General features: G+C 71.1%; 18 protein-coding genes. 9 read left to right on the forward strand and 9 right to left on the reverse strand.

Translation table 11 applies throughout. The features are described from left to right. Positions 1 to 46: 46 nt before the first annotated feature. Both H4W31_RS09375 and H4W31_RS09380 read right to left on the reverse strand, forming a co-directional pair. Positions 47 to 1,612: a sugar transferase gene (locus tag H4W31_RS09375; protein ID WP_318783723.1), complete on the reverse strand. Its 1,566-nt coding sequence runs from the start codon at positions 1,610 to 1,612 to the stop codon at positions 47 to 49. 348 nt (positions 1,613 to 1,960) lie between these two features. Then, positions 1,961 to 2,821, reverse strand: coding sequence for an Fpg/Nei family DNA glycosylase (locus H4W31_RS09380; RefSeq protein WP_192766301.1), 861 nt, complete (start codon positions 2,819 to 2,821; stop codon positions 1,961 to 1,963). 112 nt (positions 2,822 to 2,933) lie between these two features. Here H4W31_RS09380 and H4W31_RS09385 point away from each other — a divergent pair, with 112 nt between their 5' ends. Beyond that, positions 2,934 to 4,097, forward strand: coding sequence for a glycosyltransferase (locus H4W31_RS09385; RefSeq protein ID WP_192766302.1), 1,164 nt, complete (start codon positions 2,934 to 2,936; stop codon positions 4,095 to 4,097). Between the two features lie 69 nt (positions 4,098 to 4,166). Here H4W31_RS09385 and H4W31_RS09390 read toward each other — a convergent pair whose 3' ends face one another. The 5 genes from H4W31_RS09390 to H4W31_RS09410 form a co-directional block, all read right to left on the reverse strand. Further along, a complete protein-coding gene (locus tag H4W31_RS09390) occupies positions 4,167 to 4,895 on the reverse strand; it encodes a CDP-alcohol phosphatidyltransferase family protein (protein ID WP_192766303.1) in 729 nt (242 codons plus the stop codon). Next, positions 4,870 to 5,937 carry an iron-containing alcohol dehydrogenase family protein gene (locus H4W31_RS09395; protein WP_192766304.1) on the reverse strand — a complete coding sequence of 356 codons (1,068 nt, stop codon included), beginning with the start codon at positions 5,935 to 5,937 and terminating at the stop codon, positions 4,870 to 4,872. Before H4W31_RS09395 ends, H4W31_RS09390 begins: the two co-directional genes overlap by 26 nt. After that, a complete protein-coding gene (locus tag H4W31_RS09400; RefSeq protein WP_192766305.1) occupies positions 5,925 to 6,656 on the reverse strand; it encodes a phosphocholine cytidylyltransferase family protein in 732 nt (243 codons plus the stop codon). Before H4W31_RS09400 ends, H4W31_RS09395 begins: the two co-directional genes overlap by 13 nt. 260 nt (positions 6,657 to 6,916) lie before the next feature. Continuing rightward, complete coding sequence (locus H4W31_RS09405) at positions 6,917 to 7,750, reverse strand: hypothetical protein (protein WP_192766306.1); 834 nt, start codon at positions 7,748 to 7,750, stop codon at positions 6,917 to 6,919. After that, entirely contained in the window at positions 7,747 to 8,196 is a 450-nt protein-coding gene (locus tag H4W31_RS09410) for an NUDIX hydrolase (protein WP_192766307.1), read from the reverse strand. The genes H4W31_RS09405 and H4W31_RS09410 overlap by 4 nt, the downstream gene beginning before the upstream one ends. A gap of 118 nt (positions 8,197 to 8,314) precedes the next feature. Between H4W31_RS09410 and H4W31_RS09415 the strand changes: the two genes are divergently transcribed. The 3 genes from H4W31_RS09415 to corA all read left to right on the forward strand — a co-directional run bounded on the left by H4W31_RS09415 (position 8,315) and on the right by corA (position 11,930). Beyond that, the gene (locus H4W31_RS09415; RefSeq protein WP_192766308.1) at positions 8,315 to 8,707 is read left to right on the forward strand and encodes a CBS domain-containing protein; all 393 of its coding nucleotides are present in this window, start codon (positions 8,315 to 8,317) and stop codon (positions 8,705 to 8,707) included. Positions 8,708 to 8,849: 142 nt separating this feature from the next. After that, positions 8,850 to 9,944 (forward strand): aminotransferase-like domain-containing protein, encoded by a 1,095-nt coding sequence (locus H4W31_RS09420; RefSeq protein ID WP_192766309.1) that lies wholly within the window; start codon positions 8,850 to 8,852, stop codon positions 9,942 to 9,944. An 840-nt stretch (positions 9,945 to 10,784) separates the two neighbouring features. Beyond that, a complete protein-coding gene (gene corA, locus H4W31_RS09425; protein WP_192766310.1) occupies positions 10,785 to 11,930 on the forward strand; it encodes a magnesium/cobalt transporter CorA in 1,146 nt (381 codons plus the stop codon). Between the two features lie 168 nt (positions 11,931 to 12,098). Here the strand turns inward: corA and H4W31_RS09430 are convergent, their stop codons facing one another. Next, the gene (locus H4W31_RS09430) at positions 12,099 to 12,812 is read right to left on the reverse strand and encodes a hypothetical protein (protein WP_192766311.1); all 714 of its coding nucleotides are present in this window, start codon (positions 12,810 to 12,812) and stop codon (positions 12,099 to 12,101) included. A 191-nt stretch (positions 12,813 to 13,003) separates the two neighbouring features. Here H4W31_RS09430 and H4W31_RS09435 point away from each other — a divergent pair, with 191 nt between their 5' ends. Together H4W31_RS09435 and H4W31_RS09440 are read left to right on the forward strand one after the other, a co-directional pair. Continuing rightward, positions 13,004 to 13,534: a peptidylprolyl isomerase gene (locus H4W31_RS09435; RefSeq protein WP_192766312.1), complete on the forward strand. Its 531-nt coding sequence runs from the start codon at positions 13,004 to 13,006 to the stop codon at positions 13,532 to 13,534. Positions 13,535 to 13,660: 126 nt separating this feature from the next. Beyond that, positions 13,661 to 14,572: a rhomboid family intramembrane serine protease gene (locus H4W31_RS09440; RefSeq protein ID WP_192766313.1), complete on the forward strand. Its 912-nt coding sequence runs from the start codon at positions 13,661 to 13,663 to the stop codon at positions 14,570 to 14,572. 17 nt (positions 14,573 to 14,589) lie between these two features. Here the strand turns inward: H4W31_RS09440 and H4W31_RS09445 are convergent, their stop codons facing one another. Continuing rightward, positions 14,590 to 15,054, reverse strand: a complete 465-nt coding sequence (locus H4W31_RS09445) for a PH domain-containing protein (RefSeq protein WP_192766314.1) — start codon at positions 15,052 to 15,054, stop codon at positions 14,590 to 14,592. Between the two features lie 176 nt (positions 15,055 to 15,230). Here H4W31_RS09445 and H4W31_RS09450 point away from each other — a divergent pair, with 176 nt between their 5' ends. The 3 genes from H4W31_RS09450 (at position 15,231) to H4W31_RS09460 (ending at position 17,911) form a co-directional block, all read left to right on the forward strand. Continuing rightward, positions 15,231 to 16,430, forward strand: a complete 1,200-nt coding sequence (locus tag H4W31_RS09450) for a thiolase family protein (protein WP_192766315.1) — start codon at positions 15,231 to 15,233, stop codon at positions 16,428 to 16,430. 59 nt (positions 16,431 to 16,489) lie between these two features. Then, a complete protein-coding gene (locus H4W31_RS09455; RefSeq protein ID WP_192766316.1) occupies positions 16,490 to 17,089 on the forward strand; it encodes a hypothetical protein in 600 nt (199 codons plus the stop codon). A 126-nt stretch (positions 17,090 to 17,215) separates the two neighbouring features. Further along, positions 17,216 to 17,911 (forward strand): response regulator, encoded by a 696-nt coding sequence (locus H4W31_RS09460; RefSeq protein WP_192766317.1) that lies wholly within the window; start codon positions 17,216 to 17,218, stop codon positions 17,909 to 17,911. Positions 17,912 to 17,968 lie beyond the last annotated feature (57 nt).

Consider the following 17,968-nt stretch of genomic DNA (forward strand, 5'->3'; position numbering starts at 1 on the left):
GACCCCGCCCCCGGTCGGCCCGAAGTGCGCCGCTGCCGGTGCGTCGTCAGTACGCGCCCTTGCGGGCCAGTACGACTCCGACGGTCCGCCACAGAATGCTCAGGTCGTACGCCAACGACCAGTTGTCGACGTAGTAGAGGTCCAGCCGGACGGCCTCGTCCCAGGACAGGTCGGAGCGGCCGGAGACCTGCCAGAGCCCGGTGATACCGGGACGTACCAGCAGCCGGCGCCGGACGTCGCCGAGGAAGTCGCCGTCGTCGGCCGGCAGTGGGCGGGGGCCGACCAGGGACATCTCGCCCCAGAGCACGTTGATCAGCTGGGGCAGTTCGTCGAGCGAACTGGCCCGGAGGAACCGCCCGGCCGCGAAGACCCGGGGATCCTCCTTGATCTTGAACAGCATGCCGTCGGTCTCGTTCTGGTCGACCAGGCCGGCGAGGCGCTGTTCGGCGTCGACGTACATCGTCCGGAACTTCCAGACCCGGAAGGTCCGGCCCTCGTGGCCGACCCGGGGCTGGCGGAAGAAGACCGGCCCGGGGTCGGAGAGCCGGATCGCCACCGAGATCGTGACGAAGAGCGGAATCAGCAGCAGAAGTCCCAGCCCGGCGGCGAGCCGGTCGAGCAGGTTCTTGGCCAGCAGGGCCGGACCGGAGAGGGTCGGCTCCTCGACGTGCAGCAGCGGCAGGCCCTCGATCGGCCGGATGTGCACCCGGGGACCGGCGATGTCGGTGAGCTGCGGCGCCACGATCAGGTCGACGCCGGAGCCCTCCAGTTGCCAGGCGAGCCGGCGCAACTCGCCCGGTTCCGTGCTGGCCGAGCCGCAGACCGCGATGGTGTCGCCACCGACCTCCCGGACCAGCGACAGCACGTCCCGGCCGGCGTACACCGGGATCGGGGTCTCGAGGCCCCGGGCCGCCGCGTACCCGTCGGTGAGGTGGATGGCCACCGGGATGAGACCGGCGGCGGGGCTCCGGCTGACCGCCTTGTAGACCTCGAGCGCTTCCGGCAGGGTGCCCACCAGCACCACCTGCTGGGCGGCCTGCCCGGCTCGGCGGCGGATCGTGTGCAGGACGATCCGGGCGAGGTACCGGGCGAACAGGACCAGCAGCATCGCGCCGAGCAGCGCCGTGCCGACCGTGAGCCGGGACACGTCGGTGTTGGTGGCGAAGGTGACGAAGGAGACGCTGGCCGCGACCGCCACCCCGGCCCGGGTGACCCGCTTGAACTCGTCGGTGCCGAGCCCGAGGTAGCGCCGATCGTAGGCCCCGTTGGACCAGAGCACGATCACCCAGCCGAGCGGAAGCAACAGGTAGGAGACGGTGTAGAACCAGGTGGCGTTGGAGGTCTGGAAACCGGCCCTGGCCTGCTCGAACTCCGTGCTGGCCAGCCAGCTCGCCAGCACCGTCGCCGCGAGGTCCATCAGCAGCAGGATCGCGATGTACGGCCGGTGCCAACGCGACACCCGCCGATGGGACCGCGCCCACGCGGAGCGGGGTACGCCATTCGGCTGCGGAGCGGTCGGCGGCTGGATCTCGAAGCTGTCGACGTGCCGCAGGGTGCTCGGTTGGCCAGCGTTGCCTACCGGGCGCTGGAGGCTTGTCGTCACCTCACCCACGTCCTCCCGCGTGACACGTGCCGCCCATTTGCCGTAAGGGCTCGGGTCGCCCACCGTCTCAGTCTCTCCCATGCAGGCCCCACGGGGACGCCGACCCGAGGGACAGTACGCCGCCCGCTCCACCGGCAGAAAGAGCCGGGCCGCCCCAGAGCAGAGTCGCAGACCGGGTCACTATACCGACGGAAGGGGCTGGCGGTAGAGCCCAGCGCGGGCCGGTTCATCGCCTCGTGGGCGTTTTCCACTCTTATCAAGAGCCAGAGTCACCCAACGTACAAGCACAATCGCTCAACATACAAGCAGGCGCAGTCAACGGGTGAGCCGAACCGATCAGCGAGCGCCCCGGGCCGGTCAACGGACGAGCCGGGAGAGCCGCCGGTCGGCGAGCGGTTTGCCGCCGGTCTGGCAGCCGGGGCAGTACTGGAGGCTGGAGTCGGCGAACGACACTTCACGGACAGTGTCGCCACAGACGGGACAGGGCAGCCCGGTCCGGGCGTGTACCCGCAGCCCGGCCCGTTTCTCCCCCTTCAGCTCGGCGGCCCGCTGCCCCATCGAGCGCGTGACGGCGTCTCCGAGCACCTCCGCCACCGCCGCGTGCAGGGTCGCCAGCTGGGCCTCGGAGAGCCGGTTCGTGAGCGCGAACGGCGAGAGCTTCGCGACGTGCAGGATCTCGTCCGAGTACGCGTTCCCGATCCCGGCCAGTACCTCCTGATCGGTGAGTACGCCCTTGACCTGTCCCCGCCGGCTGCGGAGCCGTTCGCTGAAGGTCGCCAGGTCGGCGGCGAGCGCGTCCGGCCCGAGCCGACTCACCCCGGGCACCAGGGCCGGATCGGTGACCAGGTAGGCGGCGAGCTTCTTCTGCGTACCGGCCTCGGTCAGGTCGAACCCGGAGCCGTCGTCGAGGCGTACTCGAACGGCTATGGGTCCTTTGCCGGGTTTGAGGGGAAGAGTAGAGTTGAATGCCTCCCGGTAGTGCAGCCAACCCGCTCGGGCCAGGTGCACCACCAGGTGCAGATCGCCGTCCAGTCGTACGTCCAGGAACTTGCCGTGTCGACCCGCGTCCACGACCTTCCGACCGGCTGCCGCGGACGGCGCCGGATCGTACGTCTTCAGGGCGCTGATCGCCGCGACCTCAAGTCGGTCGACCCGCCGGCCGACCGCCCGCTCGCGCAGGTAGCCAGCGAGGGCCTCCACCTCCGGTAACTCAGGCACGAGGTAAACGGTAGCGTTCAATCCCCCGGGTGCGGCAATGCGCGCCCATCGGCGACCGGCCCGCTCGCCGCGCGGCCGGGTCGGCGGACGGTCCCGAAGGAGGGCAATCGGCGTGCAGGTGATCGTCGCGCACAACCGCTATCGGGAGGCGCAGCCGTCCGGCGAGAACACCATCGTCGACCAGGAGATCGTCCAGCTCCGGGCGGCCGGAGTGGAGGTTCATCCCTTCCTGCGCAGTTCCGACGAGATCGCCGAGTTCTCGCCGGCAGCCAAGGCGCTGCTGCCGATCTCGCCGATCTACGCCCCGAAGGCGCAGCAGGAGCTGAGCCGGCTGATCACCGAGCACCGGCCGGACGTACTGCACCTGCACAACCCGTACCCGCTGCTCTCGCCCTGGGTGGTCCGGACCGCGCACAAGCACGGGGTGCCGGTGGTGCAGACGGTGCACAACTACCGCCAGGTCTGCTCCTCCGGGCTCTACTTCCGGGACGGCCGGATCTGCCAGGACTGCCGGGGGCGGGCGCTCGGGGTGCCGGCGATCGTGCACAAGTGCTACCGGGGCTCCCGGGCCCAGAGCGCGCTGATGGCCACGACGCTCGCCGTACACCGGCCGACCTGGCGCTCGGTGGACCGGTACATCGCGCTCACCTCGGGCATCGCCGAGCACCTACGGGACTACGGCATCCCGGACGACCGGATCGTGATCAAGCCGAACGGGATTCCGGACCCCGGAACGCCGGCACCGCTCGGCGAGGGCTTCCTCTTCTTCGGCCGGCTCTCCCCGGAGAAGGGCGTCGGGCTGCTGCTGGACGCCTGGCGCCGGCACCCGGACGGTGCGCTCGGTCCACTCCGGATCGCCGGCGACGGCGAACTGCGCGGCCTGGCCGAGGCCGCCGCCGCCGAACGCGGGGACGTCGAGTTCCTCGGGCCGCTGGACCGGGCCGGGGTGGCGGCGGCACTCCGCTCCACCGCCGTCGTTCTGACCGTACCCACCTGGCACGACGTACTGCCGACGGTGGTGATCGAGGCGCTGGCCGCCGGCCGCCCGGTACTCGGCACCGCACTCGGCGGCATTCCCTACCTGGTCGGCGCCCACGACCCGGCCGGCGCGGCCGGCTGGATCGTCCCTGCCGACCCGGCCGCCCTCGCCGCGGCCCTGCCGACCGCCCGCGCCACGGCCGGCACGCTCGCACCCCTGGCCCGGACCCGCTACGAGCGGACGTTCCACCCCGACGTCGTCACCCGGCAGCTCGTCGACGTCTACACGAAGATGTAAGGAAGGGCCCCTTCCTATCGTTTTTTGTAGAAGAAGGGGCCCTTCCTAACAGTTCAACCGGAGCGGCGCTCAGCGCAGCGAGGCGCGGGCCGAGAAGGCGATGCTGGCGAGCAGGAAGCCGCCGTTGACGAGGGTGAACGCCGCGATGAGCCAGGTCGTCCACTCCGGCACGACGGTCAGCACCAGGCCGGCCAGGAAGATCACCGCACCGTAGTCCCGGATCAGTTTCGCCAGCCGGACCGGCAGCGAGGTCGAGGTGACCATGCTGGCGGCGTTCGGGCCGGCGGCCATCACCGAGGTCACCAGGTTGACCATCCAGGTACCGGCGAACGCCGCGACCAGCCAGGTCGGGGCCGACGGCCGCTGCGCCACCGCCGTCGCCGACAGCGCGGTCACCAGCGCGATCTGGGCGGCCACGTCGCAGAGCACGTCCACCCGGGCGCCGGCCGGGCTGCCCTGGCCGGTGACCCGGGCGAGCTGCCCGTCCGCGCAGTCCAGGGCGTACGCCAACTGCCAGCCGACCAGCGCGACCAGGCCGACCACCCAGGCGGGTACGTCCCCGCTGGCCACCTGACCGGCCAGGGTCACCACGGTCACCGAGACCGCCAGCCCGAGCACCAGGTTGCCCATGGTCAGTGCGGTGGGCGGCAGTCCCATCCGGTGCGCGGCCAGGGCCATGCCGGCGCCGATCCGTTGGCTGATCGCCTCACTGAACAGGCCACCGCCCCGGTTGACCCGGTAGAAGTCGGCGGCGGTGGGCGGGGGCAACAACTCAGCCGAGATGTTCACGGAGTGCATCGACGTAGTTTGCCAGCCGTTCACCGATCGCGTCAGGAGCCAGGTCGAGGTGTTCGAGAATGGTGTAACGGTCCGGTCGGGTACGCGGCGCGTGGTGCACCGCCGCGACGAACTCGGCGTCGGTCAGGCCCAGCTCGGCCGGGGTGGTCGACAACCCGTGCCGTTGCAGGCAGGACGCCATCTGGCCGAACCGTTCCAGGTCCCCGCGCAGGAACGTGCAGAACAGCGCCCCGAGCCCGACCTGTTCGCCGTGCGACCCGAGGCCGGGGTTGAGCCGGTCCAGGGCGTGCGAGATGAGGTGGCAGCCGCCACTGGCCGGTCGGCTCGAACCACAGACCGACATCGAGATGCCGCCGAGGATCAGCGCCTCGGCCAGCGTGGTCAGGAAGCCGTCGTCGGTGATCTTCCCGGGATGGTTGACCAGCGCCTCCGCGCCGGTCCGGGCGAGCGTCACGGCCAGCCCGTCGATCGGCTCGGCGCGTACCCGGTGGGCCAGTTCCCAGTCCGCGACCGCGCTCAGGTTGCTCAGCGCGTCGCCGATCCCGGCCTGGGTCTGCCGGTCCGGGCCGTTCTCCACGAAGTCCAGATCGACCACGACGGCGATCGGGATGTGCACCCCGTAGGAGCCCTTCCCACCGTCGTGGTCCAGCGCGGCGACCGGCGAGGCGATCCCGTCGTTGGCCAGGCTGGTCGCCACGCTCACCATCGGGATGGCGTACCGGGAGGCGGCGTACTTCGCGGTGTCGATGGTCTTGCCGCCGCCGATTCCGACCACCGCGTCGTAGGAGCGGCGGTGCAGTTTCTCGCCGAGTTCCTGGGCGGCGTCCACGCTTCCGCCGGTCACCGTGAACAGGTCGGCGTTGCCGAGGCCGGGGCGGATCAGCTCGGCGATCCGCTCGCCCTGGCCGGGCCCGACCACCACCGCCACCTCGCCGCCGGCCGAGATGCGCCGGTCGGCCAGGAGCGAGCCCAGGTCCGCGATCGCTCCGCGACGTACGTCGATCACGAGCGGGGTGTTGACGGTACGGGCTAGTAGTGGCATGCGATCTCCCGTGCCCGGGCGAGGTCGTCGTGGTTGTCGACCTCGACCCAGGAGACGTCACCGATCGGCGCCGCCCGCACCTCGCCGCCCCGGTCGGCGAACTCCTGGTAGCCGTCCTCGTAGTAGAGGTGCGGATCGCGCCGCCAGGTCGTCTCCAGGGCGTCGGCCAGCTCCACGGCGATCCGGGATTCGATCAGGGTGGCCCCGATGTACTCCCCGTACGCCTCGGCGGGGTCGATCGCCTTGTTGATCCGGGTGAGCTGGCCACGGTCGTCGAAGATGGTCTTCATCTCCTCCTCGGCCAGCTTCTTGATGTCGTCGACCGCGAGCAGGATGCCGGGGCCACGCTGGGCGAGCAGGGTCTTCTCCACGCTCACCGGATGCACGGTGTCGCCGTTGACCAGCAGCGCACCCTGGGCGAAGTGGTCCCGGGCCAGCCAGAGCGAGTACGCGTTGTTCCACTCCTCGGCCCGGTCGTTGTGCACCAGGGTGAGTCGTACGCCGTACCGGTCCTGGAGGGCGGCCTTCCGCGACTCGACGGCCTCGGCCGCGTACCCGACCACCACGGTGACGTCGGTCAGCCCGACCTCCGCGAGGTTGCCCAGCGCGATGTCGAGGATCGTCGTCTCCCCATCGACCGGAATGAGCGCTTTGGGTAGGGTGTCCGTGTACGGGCGCAATCTCCGGCCTGCTCCCGCAGCCAGCACCATACCGATCATTCCGGGTCCTTCCTCACGACGAGCGCCATCGCACGGAGGATAGCGCCGCGTGACGACAGCACGAATTCCCGGCGAATGCTGGGCCAATCCGTGTCGACCGTAGCCGCTGGTGGCACCGGCCGGGCGGGCCGGGGCGGACGCCGCCCGTTCCGTGCCCCGGCAATCCGGGCGGCCGACGACGGGGTCGCCTCGGCGTTCCGGGTGCCCGACGACGGGGTCGCCCCGGCGATCCGGGCGGCCGACGACCCGAGTCCCCCGGCTCAGCCGGGTAGCGCGGCCAGGTCGGCGAGGAGTCGCAGCCGCTCGGACGGGGTGAGTACGGCGTACGGCCCGGCGGCCCGCCGGTCGGTCTCCAACTCGATGGCGACCCGTTCCGGCCCCGAGGTCAGATCGACGATCGTCCGCGCGGTGTGCCCGGCAGCCTGCCAGGCGGCGGCGTGCGCGTCGGCACGGTGGTAGCGCAGCGTGCCGAGACGGTTGAGCAGCAGAACACCGGCCGGGGTGCCGTCCGGCTCGTACGGCCACGCCATCGCGCCGAACGCGCCGACCTCGGCCGGCCGACCCGGGTCCTCGGCCAATCCACCGCCGGTCGGGCCGGTCCAGCCGCCCGGCTGGAGGTCGAGCGCCGGTGGCGGGGCGTCGACCGCGGCGCCGAGCAGCCGGCCGGCCGTGTCGACGAGCCGGCGTACCCGCTCGGAGTGCCCGGTCCAGATCTCCCGGGTCACCTCGGCGTGCAACTCGTAGAGCTCGGTCAGGAAGGCCCGGCCGCGCTCGGTGGCGAGGATCCCGCCGTCCGGCTGCCGATGGATCATGCCGTGCGCGACCTGCTTGTCGAGCGCACGTTGGCATTCGGCCTGGTCGCCGTAGCGGATCAGGGCGGCCAGGCCGGTACCGCTGATGGTGCCGCCCGGTGCCGCCAGCCGGGTCCGGAAGTCGACCAGGAAGCCGACCGCGGCCGGCCCGCCGTAGCGCTGGACCAGCTCGGCCCCGCCCCGGTTCCGGGCGGCCGTCATCGCGGCGCGGAAGACCCGGTCGACGGCCGGCCAGACCAGCGCGGCGGCCTGGTGCGGCGCGAGCGGGACGGGGTCGTTCACAGGCCGATCAGGTGCAGGGCGCGGAAGCCGTCCTCCGCGATCTGCCGGATCAGCCCGTCGCCCGGGTCGCGGCTCTCGTCGAGGACGGCGACCTCGTGCTCGGCGAGCCACCGGAACTCGGTGTGCTTGCCGGGTTCGAGCCGGGGCCGGGCGAGGTCACCGTCGACCCGGACGAGGAAGTCGGACTCGATCCGGTCGAGCCCGTCGTCGCCGGTGTAGCGGTACTCGCCGACCAGTCCCAGGATCAGCGAGACGCTCCAGCCGGTCTCCTCGGTGACCTCGCGGAACAGCGCCTCCTCGACGGTCTCGCCCGGTTCGAGGTGACCGCCGACGACGTCCCAGGTGTTGGGAAAGAGCTTCCGGTGGGGGGACCGTCGCTGGAAAAAGATCCGGCCCTCGTCGTCGACGACGAGGGCTCCGGCGCAGCGTAGGGGCTCTGTGGACACCTGTCGAGCGTAGTCACCCGGAGCCGACGCCTCCCACCGCCGGCTTGTACTTCCCCGGCCGAGCGTCCAGTCTGTCCCTACCGGTACCGCCCGTCCCGTCCCGAAGGTGTGATGTGTGATGCGGGTACGCGAAGCGATGTCCAGCAACGTCCTCGTGGTGGGTCCGGAGCACACGCTTCGGCAGGCCGCCCAGATGATGTCCCAGCGCGGTGTCGGGTCCGCGGTCGTGGTCGACCCCGATTCCGAGGGCGTCGGCATCATGACCGAACGCGATGTCCTGAAGGCGATCGGCGCCGGCCTCGACTGCGATGTCGAACGGACCGCCGCCCACCTGACCTGGGACGTCGTCTACGCCGGCCCGGACTGGACCGTGCACGAGGCGGCCGAGGCGATGTCCAGGGGCGGCTTCCGCCACCTGGTGGTGCTGGAGGACGACGAAGTGCTCGGGATGATCTCGGTCCGGGACATCGTCCGGGTCTGGGTCGACGCCCCGGCGACCGCCTCGATCTGACCGTTCCGCCGGCCCATCCCGGAGCGAATTCCCAGCTCGGTAGCGGTGGGCGGAGGCGTACCCCTCCGGTTCCACTGCTCAAGATACGGACATTGTCGTGCCTCCGCCCCGGACGCCGGGAGCGCCCGTAGGCTGGGGAGTCATGACTGCCGAGCAGCTGATCTCCTTCGCCCGTGGGGCGCCATCGCTGGACATCGTCGATATCGACGGGCTCAAGGCCGCGGCCGGACGCGCCTTCGACGCCGATCCGGCCGGCATCACCGGGTACGGGACATCGGTCGGATACCCGCCCCTGCGGAAGTGGATCGCCGACAAGCACGGCGTCGGAGTCGACCAGGTGCTGGTCACCAACGGATCCCTCCAGGCCGACGCATTTCTGTTCGCGCACCTGATCCGGCCGGGCGACGCGGTCGTGGTGGAGCGGCCGACGTACGACCGGACGCTGCTGAACCTGCAACAGCAGGGCAGCGAGGTCCACCCGGTGACCATCCAGCCGGACGGGATCGACACCGACGAACTGGGCAAACTGCTGGAATCCGGGGTACGCCCGAAGCTGGCGCACATCATTCCGAACTTCCAGAACCCGGCCGGGGTGACTCTCTCCCTGGAGAAGCGACGGGCCCTCCTCGACCTGGCCACCGAGTACGACTTCACGATCTTCGAGGACGACCCGTACGCGGACATCCGGTTCCGGGGCGAGCCGCTGCCCTCGATGCTCTCGCTCGACGAGCGGGGCAGCGTGGTGCACGCCTCCAGCTTCACCAAGACGGTCTGCCCAGGTGTCCGGGTCGGCTACCTGGTCGGGCCGGCCCCGCTGATCGCCGACATCGCCAAGGAGGCGACCAACCTCTACATCTCGCCGGGGATGGTGGCGCAGGCGATCGTGCACCAGTTCTGTGTCTCCGGCGACATCGACCGGTCGATCCGTACGGTCAGCGGCGCACTCGGCGAGCGGGCCGTCGCGTTGGCGTCGGCGCTGCGGGAGCACATCCCGGACGTCCGGTTCACCGAGCCGAACGGCGGCTACTTCCTCTGGATCGAGTTGCCGCAGAACGTGCACGTGGACCGGCTGGTGCCGGCGGCGACCGAGCGGGGCGTGACGGTCGTCAAGGGCAGTGACTTCCTCGTCGAGGGCGGCCAGCACGCGTTGCGGCTGGCGTACTCGGGGGTGACGGTGGACCAGATCGACGAGGGCGTACGCCGGCTCGCCGACGCCGTGCGGGCGGTCCGCGACTGAGATCCGAACGACCCGACGCCGGGGTACGGACAGGGGCGGACATCGCCCGTTCCGTGCCCCGGCGTTCTGTTGTTCCGGTCCGTTTTCCGCGTCTGTTCGGGGGTCCGTTTCCGCGTCTGTTCCGGGTCCAGCTCCGCGTCTGTTCCGGCTCAGTTTCCGCGTCCGCCTGCGGTCGGGGCCGACGTCTCGGGAACGGGCTCGGGTGCGGGGGCTCGGGTTAGCCGGAGCATCGGACCAATGCCCACTTTTTCCGGCCGTAACTTGTGTCGGATATCCGACAATCGCCAGCAGCGGTCGATCCGGGGTTTCCTACGGGCCGGTAGGCGGCTCACAATGCTGCGAGCGCCACTCGCGTCAGGGTCGACCATCCGCCGACGGGCGGCGGCCCGGCGGAGTTCCGTACGTGGTTGGCGCGCATGACAGAACCCCCCGCCCCCACGGCGCCGGGTGGGCCGTCCGCACCTTACCCCCCCGACGTGGACGGTCCACCCGGCGCCACCCCCCGGTGACCCGACCGGCGGAACCGCCCGAATCCGCCCACCGCGAGCACCCGATTCCGTCCACCGCGAGCGACGGAACGCGGCCCCGGGCGACGGCCTGACCGTCCAGCGCGACCGCCCGGATTCCGCCAACCGCGACGGCCGGATCCTGCCAACCGCGACGATCGGATTCCGTTCACCGCGACGGCCTGATCCGTCCAGCGCGACCGCCGGACCGGCCGGTCGATCGCCCTCGGTGTCCCGGCTCGGCGCGGGTGGTGATTCGCGACATGCCAGCCGGCGCGCGGGGCGGGCGTACCCTGCAATCCGCACCCAGACTCTGGCCGAAAGGGGGGCGGCGATGCCGGATCGAGTCGATCACGATCGAGTTGACCTCAACGGGAACGGCAGGCCGAGACCCCGGGCCTGGACCGCGCCGGTACGCGCGGTGACCCGGATGCTGAACACCGAGGTGGGCCAGCAGCAGACTCCGGAGAGTCGCGCCGAGCACGGCGGTGTCGTCGACTGCGGCCTCTACGTCGACGGGGTACGTCAGCCCGGCGAGTGGAGCCACGCCGATGCCCTGGAGGCGGCCCGCGCACAGTCCGGCGCCTTCGTCTGGCTCGGCGTGCACGAGCCGAGTTCGGCGGAGATGGCCGGCATCGCGGAGACGTACGGGCTGCACGAGTTGGCGGTCGAGGACGCGGTCAAGGCGGAACAGCGCCCCAAGCTGGAGCGGTTCGGTGAGGTCACCTTCCTCGTGCTGCGTACCGTCCGTTACGTCCGGCACGGCGAGCTGACCGAGAACTCCGACGTGATCGAGACCGGCCAGGTGATGCTCTTCATCGGCCCCGACTTCGTGGTCAGCGTGCGGCACGGCGACGCGTGCCGGCTCGCTCCGGTCCGGTCGGATCTGGAGAGCCGGCGGGAGATCCTGGGCCAGGGGCCCTGGGCGGTGGCGTACGCCGTGATGGACCGGGTGGTCGACATCTACCTGGAGGTGACCGACCGGGTCGGCGACGATCTGGACGTCCTCGAGGGCGAGGTGTTCGCCCGCCAGGCGCACGGCCGGATCCAGCGGATCTACCAGATGAAGCGGGAACTGGTCGAGTTCAAGCGGGCCGTGGTCCCGTTGCAGCGGCCGCTGATGACCCTGACCGCCCAGGTGAACCGGAACGTGCCGAAGGAGATCCGGCGGTACTTCCGCGACGTGCAGGACCACGTGACCCGGACGGTCGAGCAGGTCAGCGCCTACGACGACCTGCTGAACTCCATCCTGCAGGCCCGACTCGCCCAGGTGACGGTCGAACAGAACAACGACATGCGCAAGATCGCCGCATGGGCCGCCATCGCGGCGGTCTGGACCGCGATCGCCGGGATCTACGGGATGAACTTCACCTTCATGCCGGAGACCACCTGGAAGTACGGCTATCCCGTCGTCCTGGCCCTGATGCTGGCGATCTCGTTGGGTCTCTACCGCTGGTTCCGGCGCAACCGCTGGCTCTGACCGTCAACCGCCGTCGGCGCGATCGGCGCGATCCGCTGGTCGTCCGGGTCGACAGGAGACGCGGCGTGGGGCGAGCCTCGCCCCACGCCGCGATCGTCTCGACCTCCTGTGATCCGTACCGCCCCCCGACGGTCGTACCGGCGGAGCGCCATCCACCCCGTCCGACCCTCAGCTGCCGCTGTTCCTCGACGGCGTGGCGGCGGCGCCGAGCAGGCCGTCCGACTTGTCGCCGCTCTTGGTCGCGACCTTCTTGACGTTCTCGCTGATCGGCGCGGTGGTCGTGGCGAGCTTCTCACCGGCCGCCGCGGTGCGGTCCTTGGCCCTGTCCGTCGGCGACGACTTCGGCGCCGCCGGTTCACGCCCGGAACCACCCGCGGAACTGCCCATGATCGAGGCGGCGTCGTCACGTACCGCGTCCAGGGTCGCCGCCGGGTCGTACTCGTCCCAGGGTTGTCGTCCCCGCCGCCGCATGGCGGCGGCGCCCACCGCGCCGGCCACCGCCCCGGCGACCAGCAGCCCGGTCAGCATCGGCCAACGTCGACGCATCATCGAGTTCTTCTTCCGCATGGCTTTCATCTTCTTCTTCGACCTCGCCTTAAGGGCGACCGAGCCTGCCTGGCGGGCGCCGTCCGCAGCGGCCGCGGCGGCCACGGCCAGCGGTGCGAACCGGGTCATCGTCGACTCCCAGCCGTCCGACGCCGTCCGCCGCACCATGGTCGCCGTCGGCGAGAGGTACGCACGAGCGGCGTCCGCCCGTGGCCCCACCGCCGCCCCGACCCCCGACGCGGCGTGGGTGGCCGCCCGCATCAGGTGATCGAGACTCTCGCCCAGTTCGGCCTTGGCGAGTTTCCTACGGGATCTGCGCCCCCCGAATCCAAACACCGGTCCCCACCTCCTTGGGTGTTGTTCCTCCGTCATCCTGCACCCTCGGATGCGCCCGCACTGCCAGAACGGGCACATGGGAGGATCCGCATAGAACCACCTACCCAGCGCCGGCCTGGGCCTCCTGGCCGGCGGAGGAGTCCCGCCGGCCGGTACCTCCAGGCCGGCGGCATGTCGATCGAGGAGTACTCGTGGCCGAGGCCGTCTACGCAACTCTGCACACCAACGCCGGGCCGATCCGGCTGGAGCTCTTTCCCAACCACGCACCCAAGACCGTCACCAACTTCGTGGAGCTCGCCGAGGGCACCAAGCAGTACACCGACCCGCGTACCGGTCAGCCGGGCAGTGGGCCGTACTACGACGGCACGATCTCGCACCGGGTGATCAGCGGCTTCATGGTCCAGATGGGTGACCCGACCGGCACCGGCCGGGGTGGCCCGGGTTACAACTTCGCCGACGAGTTCCACCCGGACCTGCGGTTCGACCGGCCGTACCTGCTGGCGATGGCGAACGCCGGGCCCGGCACCAACGGCTCGCAGTTCTTCATCACCGTCGGAGCGACGCCGCACCTGAACAACCGGCACACCATCTTCGGGCAGGTCGCGGACGAGGACTCGGCCAAGGTCGTCGATTCGATCGCGAACGCGCCGACCGGAGCCATGGACCGGCCGATCCAGGATGTCGTCATCGAGCGCGTCCAGATCGAGCGTAAAGACGGCTGACGTCGATCCCGGGTACCTTTGCCGGCATGAGTGAGCGCGGCGGAGGGCGGGCATGAGCGAGCGTAGCGGGCGAACCGGTCAGCTCGGTCCGGCTTCTGCCGGACCGGTGTGCGGCGGAGGGCGGGCATGAGCGAGTCTCCTCCGACCACCCCGGTCTGTTATCGCCACCCGTCCCGGGAGACCTACGTCCGGTGTACGCGGTGCGAGCGGCCGATCTGCCCGGACTGCATGCGGGAGGCCTCGGTCGGGCACCAGTGCCCGGAGTGTGTGGCCGAGGGGCGGAAAACGTCCCGGCCGGCGCGCACCGTCTTCGGTGGCGGTGCCGCCGGCCACGCGGGCTACGTGACCAAGGCGTTGATCGCGGTCAACGTCCTGCTGATCCTGCTCTCCGTCTACTCCGCCCGGGGCGGTAACTCGCTCGCCGGGGCCGGATTCGGCGGGCTGCTCGGCGGGTCGACCCCGCTGACCAACTGGGGAGCGGTGCTCGGCCTGGACATCGTCTTTCCGTTCGGCCCGGAGGAGGGCGTCGCGGCGGGCGAGTACTACCGGCTGTTCACCGCGATGTTCCTGCACTACGGGCCGCTGCACCTGCTGATGAACATGTGGGCGCTCTGGGTGCTGGGCCGCTCTCTGGAGGCCACCCTCGGGCCACTGCGGTTCCTGGCGCTGTACCTGGTCGCCGGGGTGGGCGGCAACGTCGCGGCGTACCTGTTCAGCGATCCGACGGCGCGTACCGTCGGCGCCTCGACCGCGATCTTCGGACTCTTCGCCGCGCTGTTCGTGATCATGCGGCGGATGGGTCGGGACACCTCGTCGGTGATTCCGATCCTCGTGATCAACCTGGTCTTCACCTTCGCCGTACCCGGCATCTCCATCGCCGGTCACCTGGGTGGTCTGACGGCTGGCGCCGCCATGGCCCTGGTGCTGGCCTACGCCCCACGGTCCCGGCGCACGCTGTTCCAGGTCGGTGGCGGTGCGGTGATCGGGCTGGTGCTGACCGGGCTGACCCTGATGCAGACGGCCGCCCTGCTGAGCTGACCGGTCGTCCGTCCGGATCAGTGCGACGGGTCGCTGGACTGGCCCGTCGCCGAGGTCGGGCGTGCGCTCTCCAGTACGGCGGCGACGTCCGTCGGGGGTGCGCCGAGGTCGTACTGGCTGAACAGGTGGATCGAGGCACCGGTGTCGATCTCCAGTGTCTCGCTGCGCAGCCCGAGCCGGGGTCGGCTGTCGACGCTGATCTGCTCGACCTCCGCCCAGGGGATGTACCGTCGGCCGGCGAATCCTCTGGGCACGGTGACGCCGCCGGCATCGGCCGCGAGTCTCACCGGGGCGACGAGATCCCGTACGCCCCAGCCGAGCAGGCCGAGCGCGACGAGGGCGGCGATGCCGAGCCGTACCGGGTCGCCGTCGGCGAAGGCCGCGCCCAGCGCGACGAAGAGCGCCGCGCCGGTCAGCTTGAGTACGGGCAGCGCCCGGTTGACGCGCCAGCGAAGCGGCGGGATGTCCGGGTCGGAGTGCACGGGTCCAGGATGCCACCGTCCGTACCCGCCCTTCCGGGCCCGGTCCACGCCTGCGCCGTAGCCGGCTCTCGTGCCCGGTCCACGCCACCGCCGTACCCGTATCCGGTCCACGCCAGCGCCCGCGAGCCGTTGGTGACGACGTAGGATCGGGGCAGACAAGTTACTGGGGAGTAGACATGGCGGACGCGGTCATCGTCGGTGCGGTACGGACCCCGGTCGGACGGCGCCGAGGCGGACTCGCCCCGGTGCATCCGGTCGACCTGTCGGCGCGGGTGCTGGCCGCGCTGGCCGAGCGCGCCGGGCTGGACCCGGCCGAAGTGGACGACGTGATCTGGGGATGCGTGTCCCAGGTCGGCGAGCAGGCGTGGAACGTCGGCCGGAACGCCGTACTCGCCGCCGGTTGGCCGGAGTCGGTGCCGGGTACCACGCTGGACCGGCAGTGCGGATCGAGCCAGCAGGCGTTGCACTTCGCCGCCGCCGCCGTCCTTTCCGGGCAGGCGGACCTGGTGGTCGCCGGTGGCGTGGAGTCGATGACCCGGGTACCGATGGGCAGCAGCATCCAGCCTCCGGCCGACGGCACACCGGCCGGCACCGGGCTGCCGTACGGCGGCCAGCTCCGGGACCGCTACCGGGGCCGGCCGGGCTTCGCCGCAGACGATCCGGTGCCGTTCAGCCAGGGCGTCGGCGCGGAGATGATCGCGCAGCGGTGGCGGCTGTCCCGGACCCAGCTCGACGAGTACGCACTGGCCAGCCACCAGAAGGCGGCCGCCGCCCAGGACGCCGGCGCGTTCGAGCCCGAGATCGTTCCGGTCGCCGTACCCGACGGGGCGAAGGTCGCCCTCGACGAGGGGATCCGCCGCGACACCACCCTGGCCCGGCTGGCCGAACTGCCGACCCCGTTCCGGGCCGACGGAATGGTCACCGCCGGATCCGCCTCGCAGATCTCCGACGGCGCCGCGGCGCTCGCCGTGACCAGTTCGGACTGGGCCCGGGAACGGGGTCTGCGACCGTTGGCCCGGATCCACACCGCCGTGGTCGCCGCCGACGATCCGGTACTGATGCTCACCGCGCCGATCCCGGCCACCGCGAAGGCGCTGCGCCGGGCCGGGCTGGGAATCGAGGAGATCGGGGTGTACGAGGTCAACGAGGCGTTCGCTCCGGTTCCGCTGGCCTGGCTGGCCGAGACCGAGGCCGATCCGACCCGACTCAACCCCCGGGGCGGGGCGATCGCCCTGGGACATCCGCTCGGCGGCTCGGGCGCCCGGATCATGACCACGATGCTCCAGCACATGCGCGACAACGGCATCCGCTACGGCCTGCAGACCATGTGCGAGGGCGGCGGGATGGCCAACGCAACCATCGTGGAACTTCTATAATTTCATTTTCATCCATGTCCCTGCCGCGTCATCCTCGGCAGAATCTCGTTGAATCGGACATGGATGTGTTCTGTCGAACGTTCCTGCCGGCCGCCGCGGCGACCGGGGTGGCCAGCCCGACCGTGAGTCGGCACCTGCCGATTCTGCGCAACTGCGTGCAGGCGGGGGACGCCACGATCCTGGTGACCCGGTGCACCCGGCCGGAACAGTCGGCACACCACAGCTACCTGCTGCTGATGACCACCCGGCGGCTGGTGGTCACCCAGCAGAGCCGGGTACTGCACCGGCTGCGGTTGCACCTCAACACCGACCTGCGGCACCTCGGCAACGTCAGCTGGACCCCGGATCCCCGGGAGCTGCTGGTCGAGCTGGCCGCGACCGCCGTCGACGGGGTCCGTGAGCGTTTCCTGATCCGGGCCGACCGGCCCAGCCAGATGTGGGAACTCGACGCCCTGTTCAGCCACGTCTTCCGGCCGAAGATGACGGCGCGGGCCGTCCCCCTTCCGCAGGCCGTCGCGCTGCCGACCGTCGGCACGCCGACCGACTCCACCGCCGCCCAGGGCAGCCGGGCCGGCGGAGCGCCGGTGCTCCGGCCGGTCGGTGCGGGCGCCACCGGAGGCGGTCGCGCGTCGAGGCTGCGCCCCGCGATCGCCATCTGACACCTCGCGGGCGACCGTGACGACCTCGCGGCGGAGCCTGACGACCTCGCGGCGGAGACCGACTCCGTACCCGATCCGAACGTTCCCACCCGGGTGGCCGGGCCGCCCGTCGGACATCATTGTCGGGTGGCCGTCGATGCGTACCCGCGAGGTCTCGTCCTCGTCGTCGAGGACGAGCGGTCCATCGCCGACCTGGTCCGCCTCTATCTGACCCGGGACGGGTTCGGGGTGCACGTCGAGCACGACGGCATCGCCGGGCTCGACGCCGCCCGCCGGATGCGTCCGGTCGCCTGCGTGCTTGACATCGCCTTGCCCGGGATGGCCGGTACCGAGGTCTGTCGCCAGATGCGTGCTGTCGGCGACTGGACGCCGGTAATCTTCCTCACCGCCCGCGACGACGAGGTGGACCGGGTCGTCGGCCTGGAACTCGGTGCCGACGACTATGTGACCAAGCCGTTCAGTCCTCGGGAGTTGGTGGCCCGGATCCGGGCGGTGCTGCGCCGGACCGGCGGTACCCCGGACGGTGCGGAGCGGCCCCGGGTGGTCGGCCCGGTCACGCTCGACCCGGTACGGCGACTGGTCACCGTGGGCGGAATCCCGGTACAGCTCACCTCCACCGAGTTCGACCTGCTGGCGCACCTGATGGGCCGGCCGGGACGGGTGTTCACCCGGGAGGAACTGCTCGCCAGCGTCTGGGGCTACGCGGCGCACACCGGAACCCGCACCGTCGACGTGCACGTGGCGCAGGTACGGGGAAAGCTCGGCGGCGCCGCCGAGGTGATCCGGACCCATCGCGGCGTCGGGTACGCCTGTGCCGACTGACCTCGTCGGGCCGCCGGACGGCCCCGAACCCTCGACCCGGTTCGAACCCTCGACCCG

It is taken from the genome of Plantactinospora soyae (assembly GCF_014874095.1).
GTDB lineage: Bacteria > Actinomycetota > Actinomycetes > Mycobacteriales > Micromonosporaceae > Plantactinospora > Plantactinospora soyae.

Coding starts and splice junctions, on each gene's coding strand:
- H4W31_RS09420 (WP_192766309.1), top strand. CDS start 8,850: ATGACTGCCGAGCAGCTGATCTCCTTCGCCCGTGGGGCGCCATCGCTG.
- H4W31_RS09450 (WP_192766315.1), top strand. CDS start 15,231: ATGGCGGACGCGGTCATCGTCGGTGCGGTACGGACCCCGGTCGGACGG.
- H4W31_RS09400 (WP_192766305.1), bottom strand. CDS start 6,656: ATGATCGGTATGGTGCTGGCTGCGGGAGCAGGCCGGAGATTGCGCCCG.
- H4W31_RS09390 (WP_192766303.1), bottom strand. CDS start 4,895: ATGCACTCCGTGAACATCTCGGCTGAGTTGTTGCCCCCGCCCACCGCC.
- H4W31_RS09455 (WP_192766316.1), top strand. CDS start 16,490: ATGGATGTGTTCTGTCGAACGTTCCTGCCGGCCGCCGCGGCGACCGGG.
- H4W31_RS09395 (WP_192766304.1), bottom strand. CDS start 5,937: ATGCCACTACTAGCCCGTACCGTCAACACCCCGCTCGTGATCGACGTA.
- corA (WP_192766310.1), top strand. CDS start 10,785: ATGCCGGATCGAGTCGATCACGATCGAGTTGACCTCAACGGGAACGGC.
- H4W31_RS09415 (WP_192766308.1), top strand. CDS start 8,315: ATGCGGGTACGCGAAGCGATGTCCAGCAACGTCCTCGTGGTGGGTCCG.
- H4W31_RS09440 (WP_192766313.1), top strand. CDS start 13,661: ATGAGCGAGTCTCCTCCGACCACCCCGGTCTGTTATCGCCACCCGTCC.